Source organism: Arthrobacter sp. EPSL27 (genome assembly GCF_001512305.1).
In the GTDB taxonomy this organism is placed as follows: domain Bacteria; phylum Actinomycetota; class Actinomycetes; order Actinomycetales; family Micrococcaceae; genus Arthrobacter.
Genome location: NZ_LNUT01000002.1, coordinates 89,983 through 106,360 on the forward strand (window position 1 = coordinate 89,983; position 16,378 = coordinate 106,360).

Here is a 16,378-nt window from a genome sequence, read left to right on the forward strand (position 1 = left end):
CTGGTGTCCCGCTCAGCGGACGCGCCTGCTTCCCGGTTTCTTAGGCTCCCATGCAGGCAGATTCGATGTAGTCGGCCACCAGGGCCTGGGTACGGCCCCAGCCCGCCCGGACCCGGGGTGAGCCGGCGGTTTCCGCAGGCCCGGCCACCAACGCCGAGAGTGCGGACGCCAAGGCCGCGGGCGTCGGAGAAGCCCAGACCGCGCCGTGCGCGGGAAGATCGGCGCGGGCAAGGTCTGAGTCGTTAAGGACCGGCGTGCAGCCGGCAGCCAACAATTCTTCGGCTGCCAACGAGATGTTGGTAAAGGACATCACCAAGCCTGCTCTAGTGCGGTTGTAGAGCCGATTCAGATCCGCGGGAGGGAGACTTCCGTGGTTGGTCACCGGGATAGGCCAGTTGTCCACGCGGTCGCCGTAAACGTGGATCTCCTCGTCCGGGTGCATCCTGTGGAAGCGTTCCAGTGCCAGTTTCGCCAGCAGGTAGCCTCGTCGGTCTGTGTTCCTCTTCGCGTAGAACACCACGCCCCGCCGGGGCTCTGACCGGGCGGGAACCTCCAGGAGCCGGTAGACATCCGTATCACAGCCGAACGGGACGGTCACGGCCGCGACGATGCCGGATTCCTGCTGCAGCCGCGAAGCCACCATGTCGCCCAAAGCAATCATGCCCAGGCCCAGGTGGTAGGAGTGCTCCGCAAGCGTGTACAGGGAACCGCGAGGGTAGAAGTAGGGCTCATAATCCTGGACGAAATAGAAGCGGTGTGTGGCCAATGCGACCCTCGATGCCACCACGTGGGCTGTCGTCCACGAACTGGCCACCACGGCATCGACCCCGTCGATGTGGGGCGTCGCCGACCTGATGTCAGCCTTCATTCCCGGCCAGAAGCGCCGGATTACCTCCTCATGGCGGGTGACATCGTCGGAATTAACGTCGTAGAGGAACAACGTGCAGCTGTGTCCGCGTCGCTCCACCCCCTCAACCATGCGGAAGAACGTGGTGTGCCCGCCGGAGCCGGCGCCCGGCGGAGTGCAGACCCAGCCGACCCGCAGGCCGCTGTCCCGCACCGCACGGACCGCAGGGCGGCTCATCGCGGCGGGATCGGCTATGTCCTCAGGCCGGAGGGGCAGGTCCAGGTCGTCCCAGCACAGCCGCTCCCCGAGTTTTTGCGCCATGCGGCGCGTCCCCCACCGGAAAACGTCGCCGGCTCCGTCGCGCCTGAGCCGCATCGCGAGTCCGGTCAGTGCATTACCCATGGTCAACTCCGTTCCTCTTCGCCGGCGAGCGTTGCCCGGACCTCCGCTAATGCCTGGCGGCGATCAAGCAGGGCTGTCCCCGACTTAGCCGAAACCATGACAGCGAGATCGGCGGACGTGACCCCGGCCAGTAAGGCGGAGAGCGCGGCCGGATCGAGGGGGCGTTCCTCGGAATACACAACGCTTCGCATGCGGTTTGTGGTTGTTTCAGCACCGCCCAAAACCTCGTCAACGTATACGCCGTAGAGAACCATCTCCGAGAAATGCAGTTGGCTGCCTACCGCCGTGGCCCACGCCCGGCCTGTGTGGGCTTCGATTGCTGACAGCAGGCCCCGCACTACCGTTGGCTCCCAAAGGCAGGGCCAGCTGATGTAATCAGTGAGGTTTCCAGCTGGAGGGGGCGTCAGTCCCAGGAGCGACCGGGAGGATTCGTGCCACTTTCGGTGCATCGGCAGCCCCTGGTGGACGGCGCCGGGGTTGCGGTAGAACGTGGGCTTTCCATTGAGCAGGAAGGAATCGAGGGAGGTCCTTCGGATCAGCACCATATCCGAATCCATCAACAGCACGCCGTCAGTTTCAAAGGAGGCCGCGGCGGACAGCTTCACCAGCTGCTGGGCGATCCAGCCGCGGACGGGCGGCCAGAGCTGTCGCGCGTTGAACCAAAGGTTAGCGCCGGGGGCCCTTACCAGGTTGCCGGGCAGGAACTCACGAACGTCGCGGACGAACGTCCGCCTTCCCGCCAGATCGTTGAAGTACTTCCGGTCCCGGTGCGGAACGACGATGTGGTGTTCAACGTCCTCAGTCAGCTCCATGATCGAGCGGTTCAAGTCGGCGCACAACTCGGCGTCAGGTCCGTAGCTGGGCGTCAGAACGGTCAGCGCCGGACCGCCTGGGTTTACGGGCAACATCAGTACACTCCGTTTCTGTGCCAGCGCCACCATTGGAGCTCCGACCGGATCCGGGCCGCCAGACGTCGGACGAGCGGGCCGCCACTGTTCCGCAGCGGATGGGCCGTCGTGCCGGAACGCCGTGCCAGGCGGTCCCACGCGGAACGATGCACGACGCCGGGATCAAGTTCCCGGGCCAGCCCTAGGCTGGAGCGGTATACGTGGGAGGGGCCAGCGCCGCGATCCAGCTCGCCGCGCGCAGTCCTGAGCGCCTCATTGATCAGCGCGTTCCTAGCCAGACGGCGGAGCTCGCCGGCCTGGGCTACCGACCCGGCGGGGCCGGCGAAGAGAACCTCGAAGGCTTCCCGGCGTTCCAGCAGGTCAACAAGGACGTCTACCTCGCGCGCCGAGAGGCTTTCGCTGTGCTCGCGGTGCCAGGCCTGGTCAGCTCCGTGAATGTAGGCGACGTCGGAGAAGGCTGCGAAGCGGAACCAGAACTCCATGTCATGGGTGTGCTTGAGCGGTGCCTGAAAGCCGATCCTGTCCAGCACCGATCGCCGCATCAGGACCTCCGGCGAGGTGATGACATTGACGCCACTCCGGCAACGGTCACCCAGCCATTCCCGCCCCGGCCAGACGGTCCAGGCGGAGGCCTCCAGCCGGGGCCGGGGAAGGGCGCCTCCGGAGAAATGGAGGGGGTGGCCGTATACAAGGCCGACCGACGGGTGGGCGCGCGCAACCCGAACGGCGCGGTCGAGGGACCCGGGCGTGAGCAGGTCATCGGCATCGAGCCGGACAAGGAACTCACCTGTAGCGGCCTTGGCGCCGTCGTTGAAAGTTTCCACTACGCCGCAGTTGGTCTCGTGGGCCAACGTGCGAACGTTGCCATGCGCGGAAGCGAGAGACCCGGCCACAGCGCGGCTGTCATCCGTTGACGCGTCATCGACGATGATGACATCGACAGCCACGCCACGCTGGCTAACTGCGCTGAGCACTGCGTCGCGGAGGAAGCGGCCGTAGTTGTAGCAGGCGATCACCACGGTGACGGTTGCGGGTTCGCCGCCAACGTCGCGCGGGCGTGCTTTGATCTTTCGGGTGACGGGTTGCGTCATGGTGTCCCCCTGGCCGGGGAAGCCTGGGCGGCGGTGCCGGACGGCGTGGGGCTATCTTCCGGCATCCAGTCCTTGAACTCACGGATCTGCCGCCAGAACCAACGGCCCAGAAGAAGGGCGTAGACAGCAGTTCCTGCGAGGGCGCCAGCGAGTATTCCCGCAGGGGAGGGTTGGGCCCATTCGAGGGCTGCCACAGCCGCTGCGGTTGCCGGGACGGCTGCGGTGAGGGGCGGCCACATCCGCGCGGCCACGGCGCGGAGATCAGCCCCGCTGCGGTGAAGCGCCAAGGCATAGGCAGGGCAGACGACGGCAGCTGCCGTGGCCAAATGCGCCACAGCGACGCCTGTGGTTCCCCCGGTATGGATGCCAAGCAGGACAGCCGGGATAAGGCCGGCAATCCATACGATTTGAACCAGTAGCGTCGGCGTGGAAGCGCCCCTGGCCAAAAGGTAAGAAGCGCTGAGGTCAAACAGGGTGCGTAGCGCGCCGAAGATTCCAAGCCACGCGAGGATGGCAGCGGCGGGCAGCCAAACGGTGCCGTAGACGAGATCTATGACGGGGCGGGCAAGTGTGGCCAGCATGAGACCCGCCAGAAGGGACAGCGCCCAAGTTGGCCCCAGGACTACTGCGAAACTCCTGTCAGCACTTCCCCGGGCCACTCGGGCGAAGGCAGGCATCGAAATCGACCGGACAACCTGCCCCAGCGCGCTCATTGGCCAGTTCGAGACATTAAACGCCAGGAAATAGAAGCCGAGCGCCACAGGCCCGGCCAAACGGGATATTGCCACATTGTCCACATTCAACAGGACCCATGAGAGCATGTTGGCGCCAGCGACAGGAAGGCCGAACGAGAGCACTTCAGGCGCTACTGACCGGTCGAAACCATATCGCATCCGTTCCCCTGAGAAAACAAACTGTAGGACGAGGGCCACTGCTTGCGAAACTAGCCGTCCGACTGCGAGGCCCATGACACCCCACCCGGAGAGGATGAGAACGATCGTCAATGCGGTTCCGATCAAGAAGTCCGCGACGGCAATTCCAAAGAGCTGCTTCTGCGCGAACCGGCGCTGGAGCATGGCGTAAGGGACCACCCCGGCCCCCGCCAGCAACAGCGAGAACGCCATGACCGAGATCACCGGACCGGAGGCAGGGCTGCCGAGGAGCTCACCGATGCCTTGTCCCGAGAACGCTACGGTGATAGCCAGAAGGGCACCCGAGGCGAGCCCCAGGCTCGCTACAGTCGGTGCTTTTCGCCCAGGATCGGCGGACCGGACCAAGTCTGCGCTCATGCCCAGGTCCGCGATTGTCATCAAGACAGCCTGAACTGTCAGTGCGACGGCAAACACCCCAAACTGCTCGGGTGCAAGCAGGCGGGCGAGGACAATGCCCACGGCAAGACTGCCCACCCGCAGCACCAGGCTGTTAACGCTGCTCCAAGCGAGGCCGCGGCCAATTTGCCTGCCGAGCCCGGGTTGAGTTGAGCTCATAGTGCAGGCCTCCGAGGCCATCGGAAACTTTCAGGATTCCTCAGGTGCATCACAGCCCGGAACTTCGTGACCTCGTACCCGGTGCGGAGCAAGGAGCGGCTGAGTCGTCCGGCCATCGGTTTCTGCAGAAGGGACCGGTATGTGGACTCCAGACTCCGGGCCGCCATGACAAGGCTGAACCTGTCCTCAACCAGTTCCCTACCAAAGGAGCCGAGACGTGACCGCAGATCCTCATCGTCCAGCAGGCCGCCGAGTATCTTCTGCAGTTCGCCTGCTCCACCGCCACCGTGTCCGAACCACCCATCCCGGAGGAACTGGGGAGCGGTTTCGGGACTGGCCAGCTTCCAGAAGCCGGCTGTCCCCTGAACTATCAGGGGTTTGGCGTAGGCCATCCCGCGCAGCGCCGAACTGCCCATCCCGAGAACGACGTCCGCGGCCTCGTAAAAAGGCCTGGGATCGCTGGCATTGCCGTGAACGCGGACCACGTCCCGGCCCCGCCGCTCGTTCACCGCCGTCGCCGCCGCGCGCACGGCGGCGAAGCCCTCGCCGTCGCCCGCCACAAGCAGCACCACGGCGCGATTCGCTGAAAGGCTGTCGATCACCCGGATGGCTGCCTCCACGCCCTGCAGTTTCTCCAGATCTGTCGTGAGGCGGCCCACCACGGCGACGGCCAGGTGCTCTGGCGGAATGCGAAGGTGCCGGCGTGCGGCGGCGATTCCAGAGGGCTTGTTGCGGTCGGTGTCGACTGGCGGCTCCATCACTTGGACGTGAGAGCGCCGCATGGCCTCCGCGGCAGCGAGGGCATGGGTTCCGACAATGAGGGGAAAATGTCGTGGCAGGAAGTCCGGAATGTCCATCGACAGCACCGTCATGACCGCAGGGGTCCTGTAACGCAGCGCGGGGCCGAATGCTGTATCGATGCTGGGTGCCCATTCATAGGGATGGACAATGTCAATGCCACGTGTGCGGACTGTCGACGTGAGCTTGCGGATCGTCGCGGAATCCACGCTGTACCGCCGTGGCGGGGCCTCGACGAAGTCCAGTCCGAGTTGATTGATCTTGTCGATCAGGACGCCGGGAGTCGCGAAGACCGTCACATGATGCCCCAGGTCACGGACCGCCCCGGCAAGCTCCAGCGCATTGATCTGGCTGCCGCCGGTGGCCAGTTCGTGCGGATAGACCAGCACCCGCATGGCACCATCGACGCTCGTCTGGCTCCGGCGCGCGTTAGCCATGAGGTCCCCGTCCTTCGAAGGAGGCCATATCCCTGCTGATCAGGGATATGGTGCTCCTGTCCCGGTGCTCACCAAGGCGGCCGCCGCAGGCGCAGTGATACGCCTTGCGTAATACCAGCGGAACCGGCCCTTGGTGACATTGACAGCAAATATAGCCGGGGGCGTTGGCAGGAACTAGGCCAAACGGATAGTCAAGTAGGACCGCGCTGGAAGACGAGTAATTTTTCCCCGGGTACTTTGTTTTTGATCCTGAAGCCCCCGTGTCGGAGGAACATGGCACAGGGTTGTCCACATGGAGGCCCGTTGCGCTTCCGCCCCACTCCCGGGAGTGCGTACGCTGGGCGGGCGCGGAATCGTGGAATCCGGTCCCGATGCACTAAGCTATTGAAGTCTGTGCTGCGTCCTGCCCCCGATCCTGGGGGCCTGCCGGCACATGGCACCGCAAATGAACCTCCTGTTACGGAAATGCCGTAACCGCTTAGCCCAAAGGAGGTGGGTTCACATATGCGTCCTTACGAATTGATGGTAATCATCGACCCCGAGGTCGAAGAGCGTACCGTTGAGCCAACGCTTCAGAAGTTCCTGAACGTCATCACGACCGATGGTGGAACCATCGAAAAGGTTGACATCTGGGGCCGTCGTCGCCTGGCTTACGAAATCCAGAAGAAGTCTGAAGGTATCTACGCCGTGGTGAACTTCACCGCTGAGCCGGCTACCGCCAAGGAACTTGATCGCCAGCTGAGCCTCAATGAGACCATCATGCGCACCAAGATCACCCGCCCCGAAGAGCAGAAGGTCGTTGCTGAGTAATTCAGCTCCCGATTTTCACTCTTCACCCCCGCAGGAACGAACAAGGAGGCAGTAGATGGCAGGCGAAACCACTATTACGGTCATCGGTAATCTCACCAATGACCCCGAACTGAGGTTCACACCGTCCGGTTCGGCAGTAGCGAATTTCACCATCGCGTCCACTCCCCGCACCTTCGACCGCCAGTCCAATGAGTGGAAGGACGGGGAAACCCTGTTCCTCCGCGCGTCGGTTTGGCGTGAAGCCGCCGAAAACGTCGCCGAATCCCTGACCAAGGGCATGCGTGTGATCGTTTCCGGCCGGTTGAAGAGCCGTTCCTACGAAACCAAAGAAGGCGAGAAGCGCACCGTTATCGAGCTTGAGGTCGATGAAATCGGCCCCAGCCTGCGCTACGCCAACGCCAAGGTCAACCGCACCCAGCGCTCCGGCGGTGGGGGTGCCGGAAACGGTGCCCAGGGTGGCTTCGGCGGCGGCTTCGGTGGCGGTTCTGGTGGAAACCAGGGCGGCAATTCGGGCGGGAACTGGGGCGGCAACCAGTCCGCGCAGCAGGATGACCCTTGGGCCACGCCCGGTGTCAGCAATGCAGGCGGCGGCTGGGGCAACGGCCCCGATTCCGAACCTCCCTTCTAAACAACATCTAAGCTTCGACGGCGTGAACGCCGTTCCGCCGCAAGGCGGACGGGCACGCAGCGCCGTCGGATCACCACCATCCCGTGGATCAATGTCCACGGGCTCCATCGAATAGGAGCTCCACGATGGCTAAGGCTGAACTCCGTAAGCCCAAACCAAAGTCCAACCCCTTGAAGGCCGCTGACATCACTGTCATCGACTACAAGGACGTAGCATTGCTGCGCAAGTTCATCTCCGACCGCGGAAAGATCCGCGCCCGTCGCGTCACCGGCGTCACGGTGCAGGAACAGCGCAAGATCGCACAGGCAATCAAGAACGCCCGCGAAGTTGCTCTGCTGCCTTACTCCGGCGCTGGCCGCGGCTAAGGAAGGGATTAACTAACATGGCAAAGCTCATTCTGACCCACGAAGTAACCGGTCTCGGTGCTGCTGGCGACGTTGTCGAGGTCAAGGACGGTTACGCACGTAACTACCTGCTGCCCCGCAACTTCGCCCTGACCTGGTCCAAGGGTGGCGAGAAGCAGGTTGAGTCCATCAAGGCTGCCCGCGCTGCCCGCGAGCACGCTTCCCTGGAAGATGCTCAGAAGCAGGCTGCTGCACTGCAGGCCAAGCCGGTCAAGCTCGTTGTCAAGGCTGGCGAGACCGGACGCCTGTTCGGCACCGTCAAGCAGGCCGACGTGGCTGACGCCGTTGAAGCTGCAGGCCTCGGCCGCATCGACAAGCGCAAGGTTGAACTGCCGGCTCACATCAAGTCGACCGGTTCCTACCAGGCAAACGTCCGTCTGCACGACGACGTTTCCGCTGTGATCGAACTCGACGTCGTAGCAAGCAAGTAGTCCTTAGGGCGGCCTGCTGCCCTGAACTGCTGGAAGGCCCCCGTGGCCGGATTCCTCCCGAGGAACCGGACGCGGGGGTCTTCTGCTTAACCCAGGCTTCGCTCGGGCGGAGGGTTCAGCCGTGGTGCAGCTCCGTCATCACGTGCCGGTAGCCGGAGCGCACTAGCTCCGCCAGCACCGCCTGGTCGACGTCCTCCAGCTTGTTGATGTACAGGCAGCCTGCCCCGGTCCTGTGCTTCCCCAGCCGGCCGAGAAGCTCCGCCGCCCCGGGGCCGTAGGTCAGCCCGTAAAGGGAAAGGCTGGTTTTCCGCGGCGAGAACCCGACGGCGGCCGCGTCGCCCTCCCGGCCGGACTCGTACTTGTAGTGGTAGCGGCCGAAGCCGACGATGGTGGGGCCCCACATCTGCGGGGGCTCGCCCGTGATCCCGGACATCAGTTCCAGCAGCCGGCGGCCGTCTTCCCTGCGCACGGGATGTTCGACGCCGGCCAGGAACTCCTCCACGGAGGCGCCGGTGGCCACAGTTTTGTTGCCGGTCTTGTTCGCTGCCATGGGGGCAGTCTCGCAGACCCAGGCGCCCTTGTCAGCCGGAACGGCGGCGGTGGTAGCCTGCTCCGGTGACTCCGACTACGCCAACAGTCCCCCGTCTGAGGCCCTTCGGGCAGGTGGACGTCTTTTCCGCCGAACCCTACCGCGGCAATCCGCTGGCCGTCGTCGTCGACGCCGAGGGGCTTTCTTCCGCCGTCATGCAGCAGTTCGCGAACTGGACCAACCTGTCCGAGACCACGTTCCTGCTGCCGCCCACAGACCCCGGGGCCGACTACCGGGTGAGGATCTTCACCGGCAGCGAGGAGTTCCCCTTTGCCGGCCATCCCACGCTCGGCTCGGCGCACGCCTGGCTCGAGGCGGGCGGCGTCCCCCGGCAGGACGGCATGCTGGTCCAGGAGTGCGGGGCGGGGCTTGTCCGGGTCAGGCACGACGGCGGGCGGCTGGCTTTCGCCGCCCCGCCGCTGACACGTTCCGGGCCGGTGGCCGGCAAGGACCTCGCCCGCATCGCCGCCGGCCTGGGCCTGCCCCGGGAGGCGCTGCTGGACGCTTCCTGGCTTGTCAACGGACCGGAGTGGATCGGCGTGCTCCTGGCGTCCGCAGAGCTGGTCCTGTCCATCAGGCCCGACTACGCGGCCATGGCCGGGCTCAAAGTCGGTGTGATCGGCCCGCATTCTGCCGGATCCGAAACGGACTTTGAGGTGCGCACGTTCATCCCCGGCGATGCGGCGGCGGAAGACCCGGTGACGGGCAGCTTCAACGCCGGCGCGGCCCAGTGGCTGATCCGCAGCGGCCGGGCCCCCGAGTCCTACGTCGCGGCGCAGGGGACGGTGCTGGGCCGGGCGGGCCGGGTCCACATCCAGGCGGCGGGGGACGACATCTGGGTCGGCGGCAGCGCAGTGAGCTGCATCGAGGGCTTCGTGCTGCTCTGAGGGGGAATAAACGGAGGTTGACGCGCCTTCTATGGATAGATGCAAACGCATATACTGAATCTGTCCTACTTCACCCCAGGAGCACTCCGTGGAAACCCGACGCATCACCGTTCTCTCCGCCGGACTCGGCGTCCCGTCGTCGAGCCGGCTGCTGGCCGACCAGCTGGCCGCCGCGGCGGAACGCCAACTCGCGGCAGCGGGGTACGGCGCGGACATCGAGGTCATTGAACTGCGGGACCTGGCGGTGGACATCGCGAACAACTTCGTGACCGGCTACCCGGCACCCAAGCTGGCCGCCGTGATTGCCGGCGTCGAGGCCTCGGACGGCATCATTGCGGTCACCCCCGTCTTCAGCGCCTCCTACAGCGGACTTTTCAAATCCTTCATCGACGTCCTGGACCCCAAATCCCTAGAGGGCAAGGCCGTCCTGCTCGGTGCCACCGCCGGGACGGACCGGCACCAGCTGGTCCTGGACTACGCCATGCGGCCCCTGTTCACCTACCTGCGTACCCGCATCGCCAGCACTGCCGTCTTTGCCGGCCCCCAGGACTGGGGAAACAACGACGGCGACGGCGCGGCGCTCTCCACCCGGATCGACCGGGCGGCGGGGGAGTTTGCCGGGCTGCTGCAGGGCCCACAGCCCCGGCAGAAGCCGGGCGCCGCTGAATCGCTGCCGTTCGAACAGCTGCTGGCGGGCATTTCCGGCGGTCAGTGATCCCCCGCCGCCGCGGACCGCAGCTGCGGAAAGTCCGTCGTAGGAGCGGCGCCCGGGGGTCAGTCCTCCAGCAGGGCGATGAATTCGCGGGCCTGTTTGAGCGAAATGTCCGAGTGGCGGGTCAGGGCCTGGGCCGCGGCTTCCGTGTCGCCGCTCCTGGCGAGGGTGCGGATCCTGCCGTAGATCTCGTCGTTGAGCATGTTGCTGCTGACCTCGCGCGTGACGTCGCCCTTGCTGGCGATGGCGCGGTAGCGGTACGCGAAGCGCTGGGGGGCGTCGTCCTCGTCCTCGCTGTTCGCCTGCTCCGGGGCCTCGGGCCGGAAAGGCTGCGGGTGGGCGGCCAGGGCCCCCACAGCGTCCCGGGAGGCGCGCAGGCCGTCACCGGTGGCCTCGAAGTAAAGCTTGACCGCGGCCATGGCCTGCCCCTGGGCGATCAGTGCATAGAGCCGCCGGTGCTGTTCCTCGGTGAGCCGGGCCGCGGAGGCGCGTGCCAGCTCGACGGGATCGGGTGCGGGCTGGGGGGCAGCGCCCGGCCGGAGGTGGCCCTTCCGGCGGCCGAGGGCCCGGGCGGTGAACAGCACGCCGACGCCGACGAGCGCCAGGATCAGGAGGGGGACAAGCAGGGATTCCATGGAACTACAGCCGATCTGCAAAATTCGGGGCGGTCAAAAAATCTAAGAGGGGTGCCTGCGGGCGTGGTCTGCCTGCTGGGACTTCTGCTGTTCATTCTGGCTGGGCCGCGTGACGGCGTCCACGCGCGCACGGGCGGCCGTGGCGGCCTGGACCTGCGCGGCGTAGTGGGCCTGCGAACGGGCAGCCAGTTCATGCTGGTAGCGCTCCGCTTCCGACATGCCGAAGTCGCGCGGCTTGAGGGCCGTGGCAACGGCCCAAAGGACCGCCGCCAGGATGAGGGCAGGCAGTATGACCAGCAGTACATCGCCCATATGAAGAGCTTATGCCAGATCACAGTTATCCACAGCACATTCCGGAACGGGCATGCCTGCGGGGCGCGGCGCAGCCCGCGTCCCGGGCGGTTCTGTGGGCACCATCACTTAATGTGCATATTTCGGCCGAAGTATGGCCTCATGGCCCGCCGGGTATCCCCAGCCGTCCCGGCGGGCTGTGGATGACCCGCTGCGAAAATTCTTTTGTGTCCACACAGCAAATGCAGTGTTTCCGCAGGTCAAAGCCCTGTTTCTCCGGGAACATTTTTTTAATCCACAGTTGTTCCCACAGGCTGTGCACAAGCAGTGGGCGGTAGTGCACAGGTTATCCACAGGGGCGGCGGCCGGCCGGGTTGGTGCCTGCCGGATGGGGCGATACCGTTGCTGGAGATCGGATCCTGGACGCGGAAACTGCTGCAGAAACAGGGGGCCGGCTGCGCGCGGAGCCCGCTCGGGTGCGGACGAACAGCACTGGCACCAGCCTGTGGACAACCGGCCGTTCCGCGAGCCGGCCAAAGTGTCGGAGCCGGCTGATAGGAATGAGTCCGTCGGGCATCCCGCGGGGACGACGGCACCGGGCACTTACGCCCATGGCACACACGCCGCCGGCGCACGGACACAGCCGCGGCACACAACGGAGGACGGCAGTTTTGTCAGTAACGCATCTGGACTCAGTCGAGGGGACCCGGGGAGCCGAAGGCAGCCGCAAGCCGCCACAGGACATTCCCGCCGAGCAGTCGGTGCTGGGCGGCATGATGCTGTCGAAGGACGCCATCGCGGACGTCGTCGAAATCCTGCGCGGGGTCGACTTCTACCGGCCGGCGCACGAGACGATCTACGAGGCCATCATTGACCTCTATGGACGCGGCGAGCCCGCGGACGCCGTCACCGTCTCGGATGAACTGACCAAACGGGGCGAGGTCAACCGGATCGGCGGCCCTGCCTACCTGCACGAGCTCATCCAGACCGTCCCCACCGCCGCGAACGCGGGCTACTATGCCGAAATCGTGGCCGAACGCGCGGTCCTGCGCCGCCTCGTCAATGCCGGCACCAAGATCGTCCAGCTGGGCTACGGCCAGGACGGCGAAGTGGAAGACCTGGTCAACCAGGCGCAGGCCGAAATCTATGCCGTGGCGGAGCGCCGCACCGCCGAGGACTACGTGGTCCTCAAGGACGTGATGGAATCCACCGTGGACGAAATCGAAGCGTCCGGACACCGCGAAGAGGGAATGACGGGCGTTCCGACGGGCTTCTACGAACTCGACGAGCTCACCCACGGCCTGCACCCGGGCCAGATGATTGTCATCGCGGCGCGGCCCGCAGTCGGCAAGTCCACCTTTGCGCTGGACTTCGCCCGCTCCGCGGCCATCAAGAACAACCTCGCCACGGTCATGTTCTCGCTCGAAATGGGCCGGAACGAGATCGCCATGCGCCTGCTGTCCGCGGAGGCGACCATCGGCCTGCAGGACCTGCGCAAGGGCACCATCAAGGACGAGCAGTGGTCCAAGATCGCCACCACGATGGGCCGGATGAATGAGGCTCCGCTCTTCATCGACGACAGCCCCAACATGTCTTTGATGGAGATCCGGGCCAAGTGTCGCCGCCTGAAGCAGCAGCACGATCTCAAGCTCGTTATCCTGGACTACCTCCAGCTGATGAGCTCGGGCAAAAAGGTGGAGTCCCGGCAGCAGGAAGTTTCCGAGTTCTCCCGTGCATTGAAGCTGCTGGCCAAGGAACTCCAGGTCCCGGTCATTGCCCTGTCACAGCTGAACCGCGGCTCCGAGCAGCGCCAGGACAAGCGTCCCATGGTCTCGGACCTGCGTGAATCCGGCTCCATCGAGCAGGACGCCGACATGGTCATCCTCCTGCACCGCGAGGACGTCTACGACAAGGAATCCCCGCGTGCCGGGGAGGCGGACATCCTCATCGCCAAGCACCGCAACGGCCCCACCAAGGACATTGTGGTTGCCTTCCAGGGCCACTACTCGCGGTTCGCCAACATGGCAGCCGACGCCGGGGGCGGCGGCTTCTAGCTGTCCCGGCCGGTTTCCGCCGGCCGCAGCAGGTGGTTGGGCAGCCGGTTTCCCGGCGCCCGGCCCCGGATCTCCAGCAGCTCGCGGGCGTGGGCGTGTAGCCGCTTGTCCTCCTCCGAGACCGGCACCCACTGCGGGACCGGGACGGACGTGCCGTGCTCGTCGCGTGCCACCATGACGGTCAGGCAGTAGGTGGTGAGCTCCAGCTCGCGTCCCTTCGGATCACCGGAGCGGACATGGACCGCGATGTGCATGCCCTTGGTCCCGGTGTAGACCAGCCGGGCTTCCACTTCCACCACGTGGCCGATCAGCAGCGGCCGGTAGAAGCGCACTCCGCCGGAAAAGACGGCCACCGTGTCCATCCCGCAGTACCTCGACGCGCAGACGTACGCCGCCTCGTCGATCCACTTCATCACGATGCCGCCGTGCACCTTGCCGCCCCAGTTCACGTCCGTGGGGGCCGCCATAAAGCGCAGGACCACGTTCTCGGCCGTTCCGGCCGCGGTGTACTCCTGCCCGCTCATCGCCTGGACAATGTCCTCGCGGACCTTGATCCGCGCCAGTGCATGGTCGCGCTGCTCAATCTCCTCCGGCGTCCGCGGCTCGAACTGCGGCACCGGAACAGGTTTGCCGTCTTCGCCCACGGCCACAAAGATCACCATGCACTGGCTGCGCATCGTGGCCGGGCCGCCCTTCGGATCGCCGGAGGACACCACCGTGCGGATGTGCATGGAGGACCGTCCGGTGTAGACGATGGTCGCCTCGACCTCCACCATGTCCCCGCTGTTGACCGGATCCGCGAAGTGGATGTTCCCCACGTACGCCGTTACGCAGTAGGACTTGGCCCAGCCCACCGCGGCGGCGTACGCGGCCTTGTCCACCCACTCGAGCACGGTGCCGGCGTCGACCGACCCGCTGTGCCCGACGTCGGTGGGGGCTGCCAGGAAGCGCAGGGTCACGGAGTTGGCGGCTTTCTCACTCATGCTCAGAGTTTACTGACCTGCCGCCGCCTGGTCGCCGCCTGGCCCTTAGGCCAGTACGTGGAGCCGGCTGCCGCTGCGGCCGAAGAGGGCCTTGTCCACAGAGACTTTGCCGGCGCCCACCAGGGCGACTGCCGCAGCCGCGGCGGCCAGGATCAGCACCAGTTCATAGCCGCCCGTGGCGGCAAATATTCCCGCCGGGGCATGGACGAGGAACAGGGCGCCGAGCATGTTCACCACGAGGAGCGCAGCGAACACGCGGGTGAGGACGCCAAGGATTAGGGCGACGCCACCGACCAGTTCCAGGGTGGCGATGACCGGGGCGGCGACGTTGGCGGCCGGAACCCCCATCTGTGTAAAGGCGGCCTGGGTTCCCGCGATGGTGAACTCGTTGAACTTCTGCCAGCCGTGGGCGGCGAAGAGGAATCCGGTGACGACGCGCAGGATGGTGCGGGCCGTGGTGGTGAGGGTGGACTGGTTCATGGGTGTGCCTTTCAGGGCGCGGGAGGCGGCAGTACAGCCTGCTGCGAATTTACTTGAACTTTCAACTACAAGTGTTCCGCTGGATAGTTGAAAAGTCAACTAATGCGAAGCTGTACGACGCCCCGCGTGACGCTAGGGTGGTGCCGTGCCCGCCTCCGCCCCGACTCCCGCAGCCCTCCCGACAAAAGCTGGCCAGCGGCGTGAAATCCTCCGCCTCGCGGTGCCGGCTTTCGGGGCGCTGATCGCCGAACCGCTGTTCCTCCTCGCCGACGCGGCCATCGTGGGGCACCTCGGGGTGGCCCAGCTCGCCGGCGTCGGGCTGGCGTCCGCCGTGCTGCACACGGTGGTGGGTCTGATGGTGTTCCTTGCCTACTCCACCACTCCGGCTGTGGCGCGGGCCATCGGCAACGGCCAGCTCGCCAAGGCCCTCGCGGCCGGGCGCGACGGCGTCTGGCTGGCGCTGCTGCTCGGCACGGTCCTGGCCACCGCAGGGTTCTTCGCCGCGGGGCCACTGGTGGACCTGATGGGTGCCACCGGGGAGGTGCGGACCTTCGCCGTGGAGTATTTGCGCTGGTCCATGCCGGGGCTTGTCGCGATGCTCCTCATTTTCGCGGGCACGGGGGTGCTGCGCGGCCTGCAGGACACGCGGACCCCGCTCCTAGTGGCCGCTGCCGGCTTCACCCTCAACGTGGTGCTCAACCTCTTCCTGGTCTACGGGCTGCAGTGGTCCGTCGCGGGCTCGGCGATCGGCACCAGCATCGCCCAGTGGGCCATGGCCCTGGTCTATGTGGTGATGGTCCAGCGCAACGCCCGCAACCACGGCGTGTCCGTGCTGCCGGACTGGAAGGGCATCCGCGCCCTGGGCGGCGTGGGCTCCTGGCTTATGCTGCGGACGCTCAGCCTGCGCATCGCGATTCTCGCCACGGTTCTGGTGGTCACGGCCCAGGGCCCGGTCAATCTGGCGGCCCACCAGCTCGCCATGACAATCTTCACCTTCCTGGCGTTCGCCCTTGATGCTCTCGCGATTGCCGCGCAGGCGCTGGTCGGGAAGGAGCTTGGCGCGTCGCGTCCGCTGGCCGTGCGGGAGCTCACCGGGACCATGGTCCGGTGGGGTGTCGGCTTCGGCGTGCTGACGGGCGTGCTCCTGGCCGCCGTTGCGCCGTGGGCGGGGTTGCTCTTCACGTCCGACGGCGACGTGCAGGCTGCGCTCACGCTGGCGCTGTGGGTGCTTGCTGCCGGCCAGCCGCTGGCCGGCTACGTGTTTGTCCTGGACGGGGTGCTGATCGGCGCGGGCGATGTGCGGTACCTGGCGATTGCCGGGGTGGCCAACCTGGTGGTCTATCTTCCGCTCCTGCTGGCCGTCGCGGGATCCGCGGCCACCGGCGCCGCGGGGCTGCTCTGGCTGTGGGTGGCGTTCTCGCTGGGCTACATGGCCGCCCGGGCGGTGACGCTGGGCCTCCGGGCCCGGACGGACCGGTGGATGGTTCTCGGCCCGCAGTGACGC

At 66.0% G+C, this 16,378-nt stretch carries 18 protein-coding genes; 8 read left to right on the top strand and 10 right to left on the bottom strand.

The features are described 5' to 3' along the window. Window positions 1–40 precede the first annotated feature (40 nt). The 5 genes from AR539_RS01620 to AR539_RS01635 are packed head-to-tail and all read right to left on the bottom strand — an operon-like array spanning window position 41 to window position 5,970. A complete protein-coding gene (locus tag AR539_RS01620) occupies window positions 41–1,249 on the bottom strand; it encodes a glycosyltransferase family 1 protein (RefSeq protein ID WP_066431875.1) in 1,209 nt (402 codons plus the stop codon). A gap of 2 nt (window positions 1,250–1,251) precedes the next feature. Further along, window positions 1,252–2,190: a DUF6492 family protein gene (locus AR539_RS01625; protein WP_231728455.1), complete on the bottom strand. Its 939-nt coding sequence runs from the start codon at window positions 2,188–2,190 to the stop codon at window positions 1,252–1,254. Then, the gene (locus AR539_RS19600; RefSeq protein ID WP_231728456.1) at window positions 2,157–3,248 is read right to left on the bottom strand and encodes a glycosyltransferase family 2 protein; all 1,092 of its coding nucleotides are present in this window, start codon (window positions 3,246–3,248) and stop codon (window positions 2,157–2,159) included. The genes AR539_RS01625 and AR539_RS19600 overlap by 34 nt, the downstream gene beginning before the upstream one ends. After that, the gene (locus tag AR539_RS19605) at window positions 3,245–4,735 is read right to left on the bottom strand and encodes a lipopolysaccharide biosynthesis protein (RefSeq protein ID WP_231728457.1); all 1,491 of its coding nucleotides are present in this window, start codon (window positions 4,733–4,735) and stop codon (window positions 3,245–3,247) included. The genes AR539_RS19600 and AR539_RS19605 overlap by 4 nt, the downstream gene beginning before the upstream one ends. After that, window positions 4,732–5,970, bottom strand: coding sequence for a glycosyltransferase (locus AR539_RS01635; protein ID WP_231728458.1), 1,239 nt, complete (start codon window positions 5,968–5,970; stop codon window positions 4,732–4,734). The genes AR539_RS19605 and AR539_RS01635 overlap by 4 nt, the downstream gene beginning before the upstream one ends. 504 nt (window positions 5,971–6,474) lie before the next feature. On the opposite strand from AR539_RS01635, the gene rpsF reads away from it, so the two are divergent. The 4 genes from rpsF (at window position 6,475) to rplI (ending at window position 8,243) form a co-directional block, all read left to right on the top strand. Beyond that, complete coding sequence (gene rpsF / locus AR539_RS01640) at window positions 6,475–6,780, top strand: 30S ribosomal protein S6 (RefSeq protein ID WP_056428835.1); 306 nt, start codon at window positions 6,475–6,477, stop codon at window positions 6,778–6,780. Between the two features lie 55 nt (window positions 6,781–6,835). Then, window positions 6,836–7,408, top strand: a complete 573-nt coding sequence (locus AR539_RS01645; protein WP_066431878.1) for a single-stranded DNA-binding protein — start codon at window positions 6,836–6,838, stop codon at window positions 7,406–7,408. A gap of 125 nt (window positions 7,409–7,533) precedes the next feature. After that, window positions 7,534–7,773 carry a 30S ribosomal protein S18 gene (gene rpsR / locus AR539_RS01650; RefSeq protein WP_003800144.1) on the top strand — a complete coding sequence of 80 codons (240 nt, stop codon included), beginning with the start codon at window positions 7,534–7,536 and terminating at the stop codon, window positions 7,771–7,773. A gap of 17 nt (window positions 7,774–7,790) precedes the next feature. Beyond that, window positions 7,791–8,243 (top strand): 50S ribosomal protein L9, encoded by a 453-nt coding sequence (gene rplI, locus AR539_RS01655; protein ID WP_066431879.1) that lies wholly within the window; start codon window positions 7,791–7,793, stop codon window positions 8,241–8,243. Window positions 8,244–8,358: 115 nt separating this feature from the next. On the opposite strand, the gene AR539_RS01660 is transcribed toward rplI, so the two are convergent. Beyond that, window positions 8,359–8,793, bottom strand: coding sequence for a DUF1801 domain-containing protein (locus AR539_RS01660; protein ID WP_066431881.1), 435 nt, complete (start codon window positions 8,791–8,793; stop codon window positions 8,359–8,361). A gap of 65 nt (window positions 8,794–8,858) precedes the next feature. Between AR539_RS01660 and AR539_RS01665 the strand changes: the two genes are divergently transcribed. Beyond that, window positions 8,859–9,719 (top strand): PhzF family phenazine biosynthesis protein, encoded by an 861-nt coding sequence (locus AR539_RS01665; protein WP_066431883.1) that lies wholly within the window; start codon window positions 8,859–8,861, stop codon window positions 9,717–9,719. Between the two features lie 88 nt (window positions 9,720–9,807). Continuing rightward, the gene (locus tag AR539_RS01670; protein ID WP_066431886.1) at window positions 9,808–10,434 is read left to right on the top strand and encodes an FMN reductase; all 627 of its coding nucleotides are present in this window, start codon (window positions 9,808–9,810) and stop codon (window positions 10,432–10,434) included. Between the two features lie 59 nt (window positions 10,435–10,493). Here the strand turns inward: AR539_RS01670 and AR539_RS01675 are convergent, their stop codons facing one another. Then, window positions 10,494–11,066 (bottom strand): hypothetical protein, encoded by a 573-nt coding sequence (locus AR539_RS01675; RefSeq protein ID WP_066431888.1) that lies wholly within the window; start codon window positions 11,064–11,066, stop codon window positions 10,494–10,496. Between the two features lie 42 nt (window positions 11,067–11,108). Continuing rightward, window positions 11,109–11,378 carry a hypothetical protein gene (locus tag AR539_RS01680; RefSeq protein ID WP_066431897.1) on the bottom strand — a complete coding sequence of 90 codons (270 nt, stop codon included), beginning with the start codon at window positions 11,376–11,378 and terminating at the stop codon, window positions 11,109–11,111. Between the two features lie 650 nt (window positions 11,379–12,028). Between AR539_RS01680 and dnaB the strand changes: the two genes are divergently transcribed. Beyond that, window positions 12,029–13,411, top strand: a complete 1,383-nt coding sequence (gene dnaB / locus AR539_RS01685) for a replicative DNA helicase (RefSeq protein ID WP_066431900.1) — start codon at window positions 12,029–12,031, stop codon at window positions 13,409–13,411. On the opposite strand, the gene AR539_RS01690 is transcribed toward dnaB, so the two are convergent. Both AR539_RS01690 and AR539_RS01695 read right to left on the bottom strand, forming a co-directional pair. Further along, window positions 13,408–14,394, bottom strand: a complete 987-nt coding sequence (locus tag AR539_RS01690; RefSeq protein WP_066431903.1) for an acyl-CoA thioesterase — start codon at window positions 14,392–14,394, stop codon at window positions 13,408–13,410. The genes dnaB and AR539_RS01690 overlap by 4 nt on opposite strands. 45 nt (window positions 14,395–14,439) lie before the next feature. Beyond that, window positions 14,440–14,874, bottom strand: coding sequence for a DoxX family protein (locus AR539_RS01695; RefSeq protein WP_066431907.1), 435 nt, complete (start codon window positions 14,872–14,874; stop codon window positions 14,440–14,442). A gap of 145 nt (window positions 14,875–15,019) precedes the next feature. On the opposite strand from AR539_RS01695, the gene AR539_RS01700 reads away from it, so the two are divergent. Beyond that, the gene (locus tag AR539_RS01700; RefSeq protein WP_066431909.1) at window positions 15,020–16,375 is read left to right on the top strand and encodes an MATE family efflux transporter; all 1,356 of its coding nucleotides are present in this window, start codon (window positions 15,020–15,022) and stop codon (window positions 16,373–16,375) included. The last annotated feature ends 3 nt before the right edge of the window (window positions 16,376–16,378 follow it).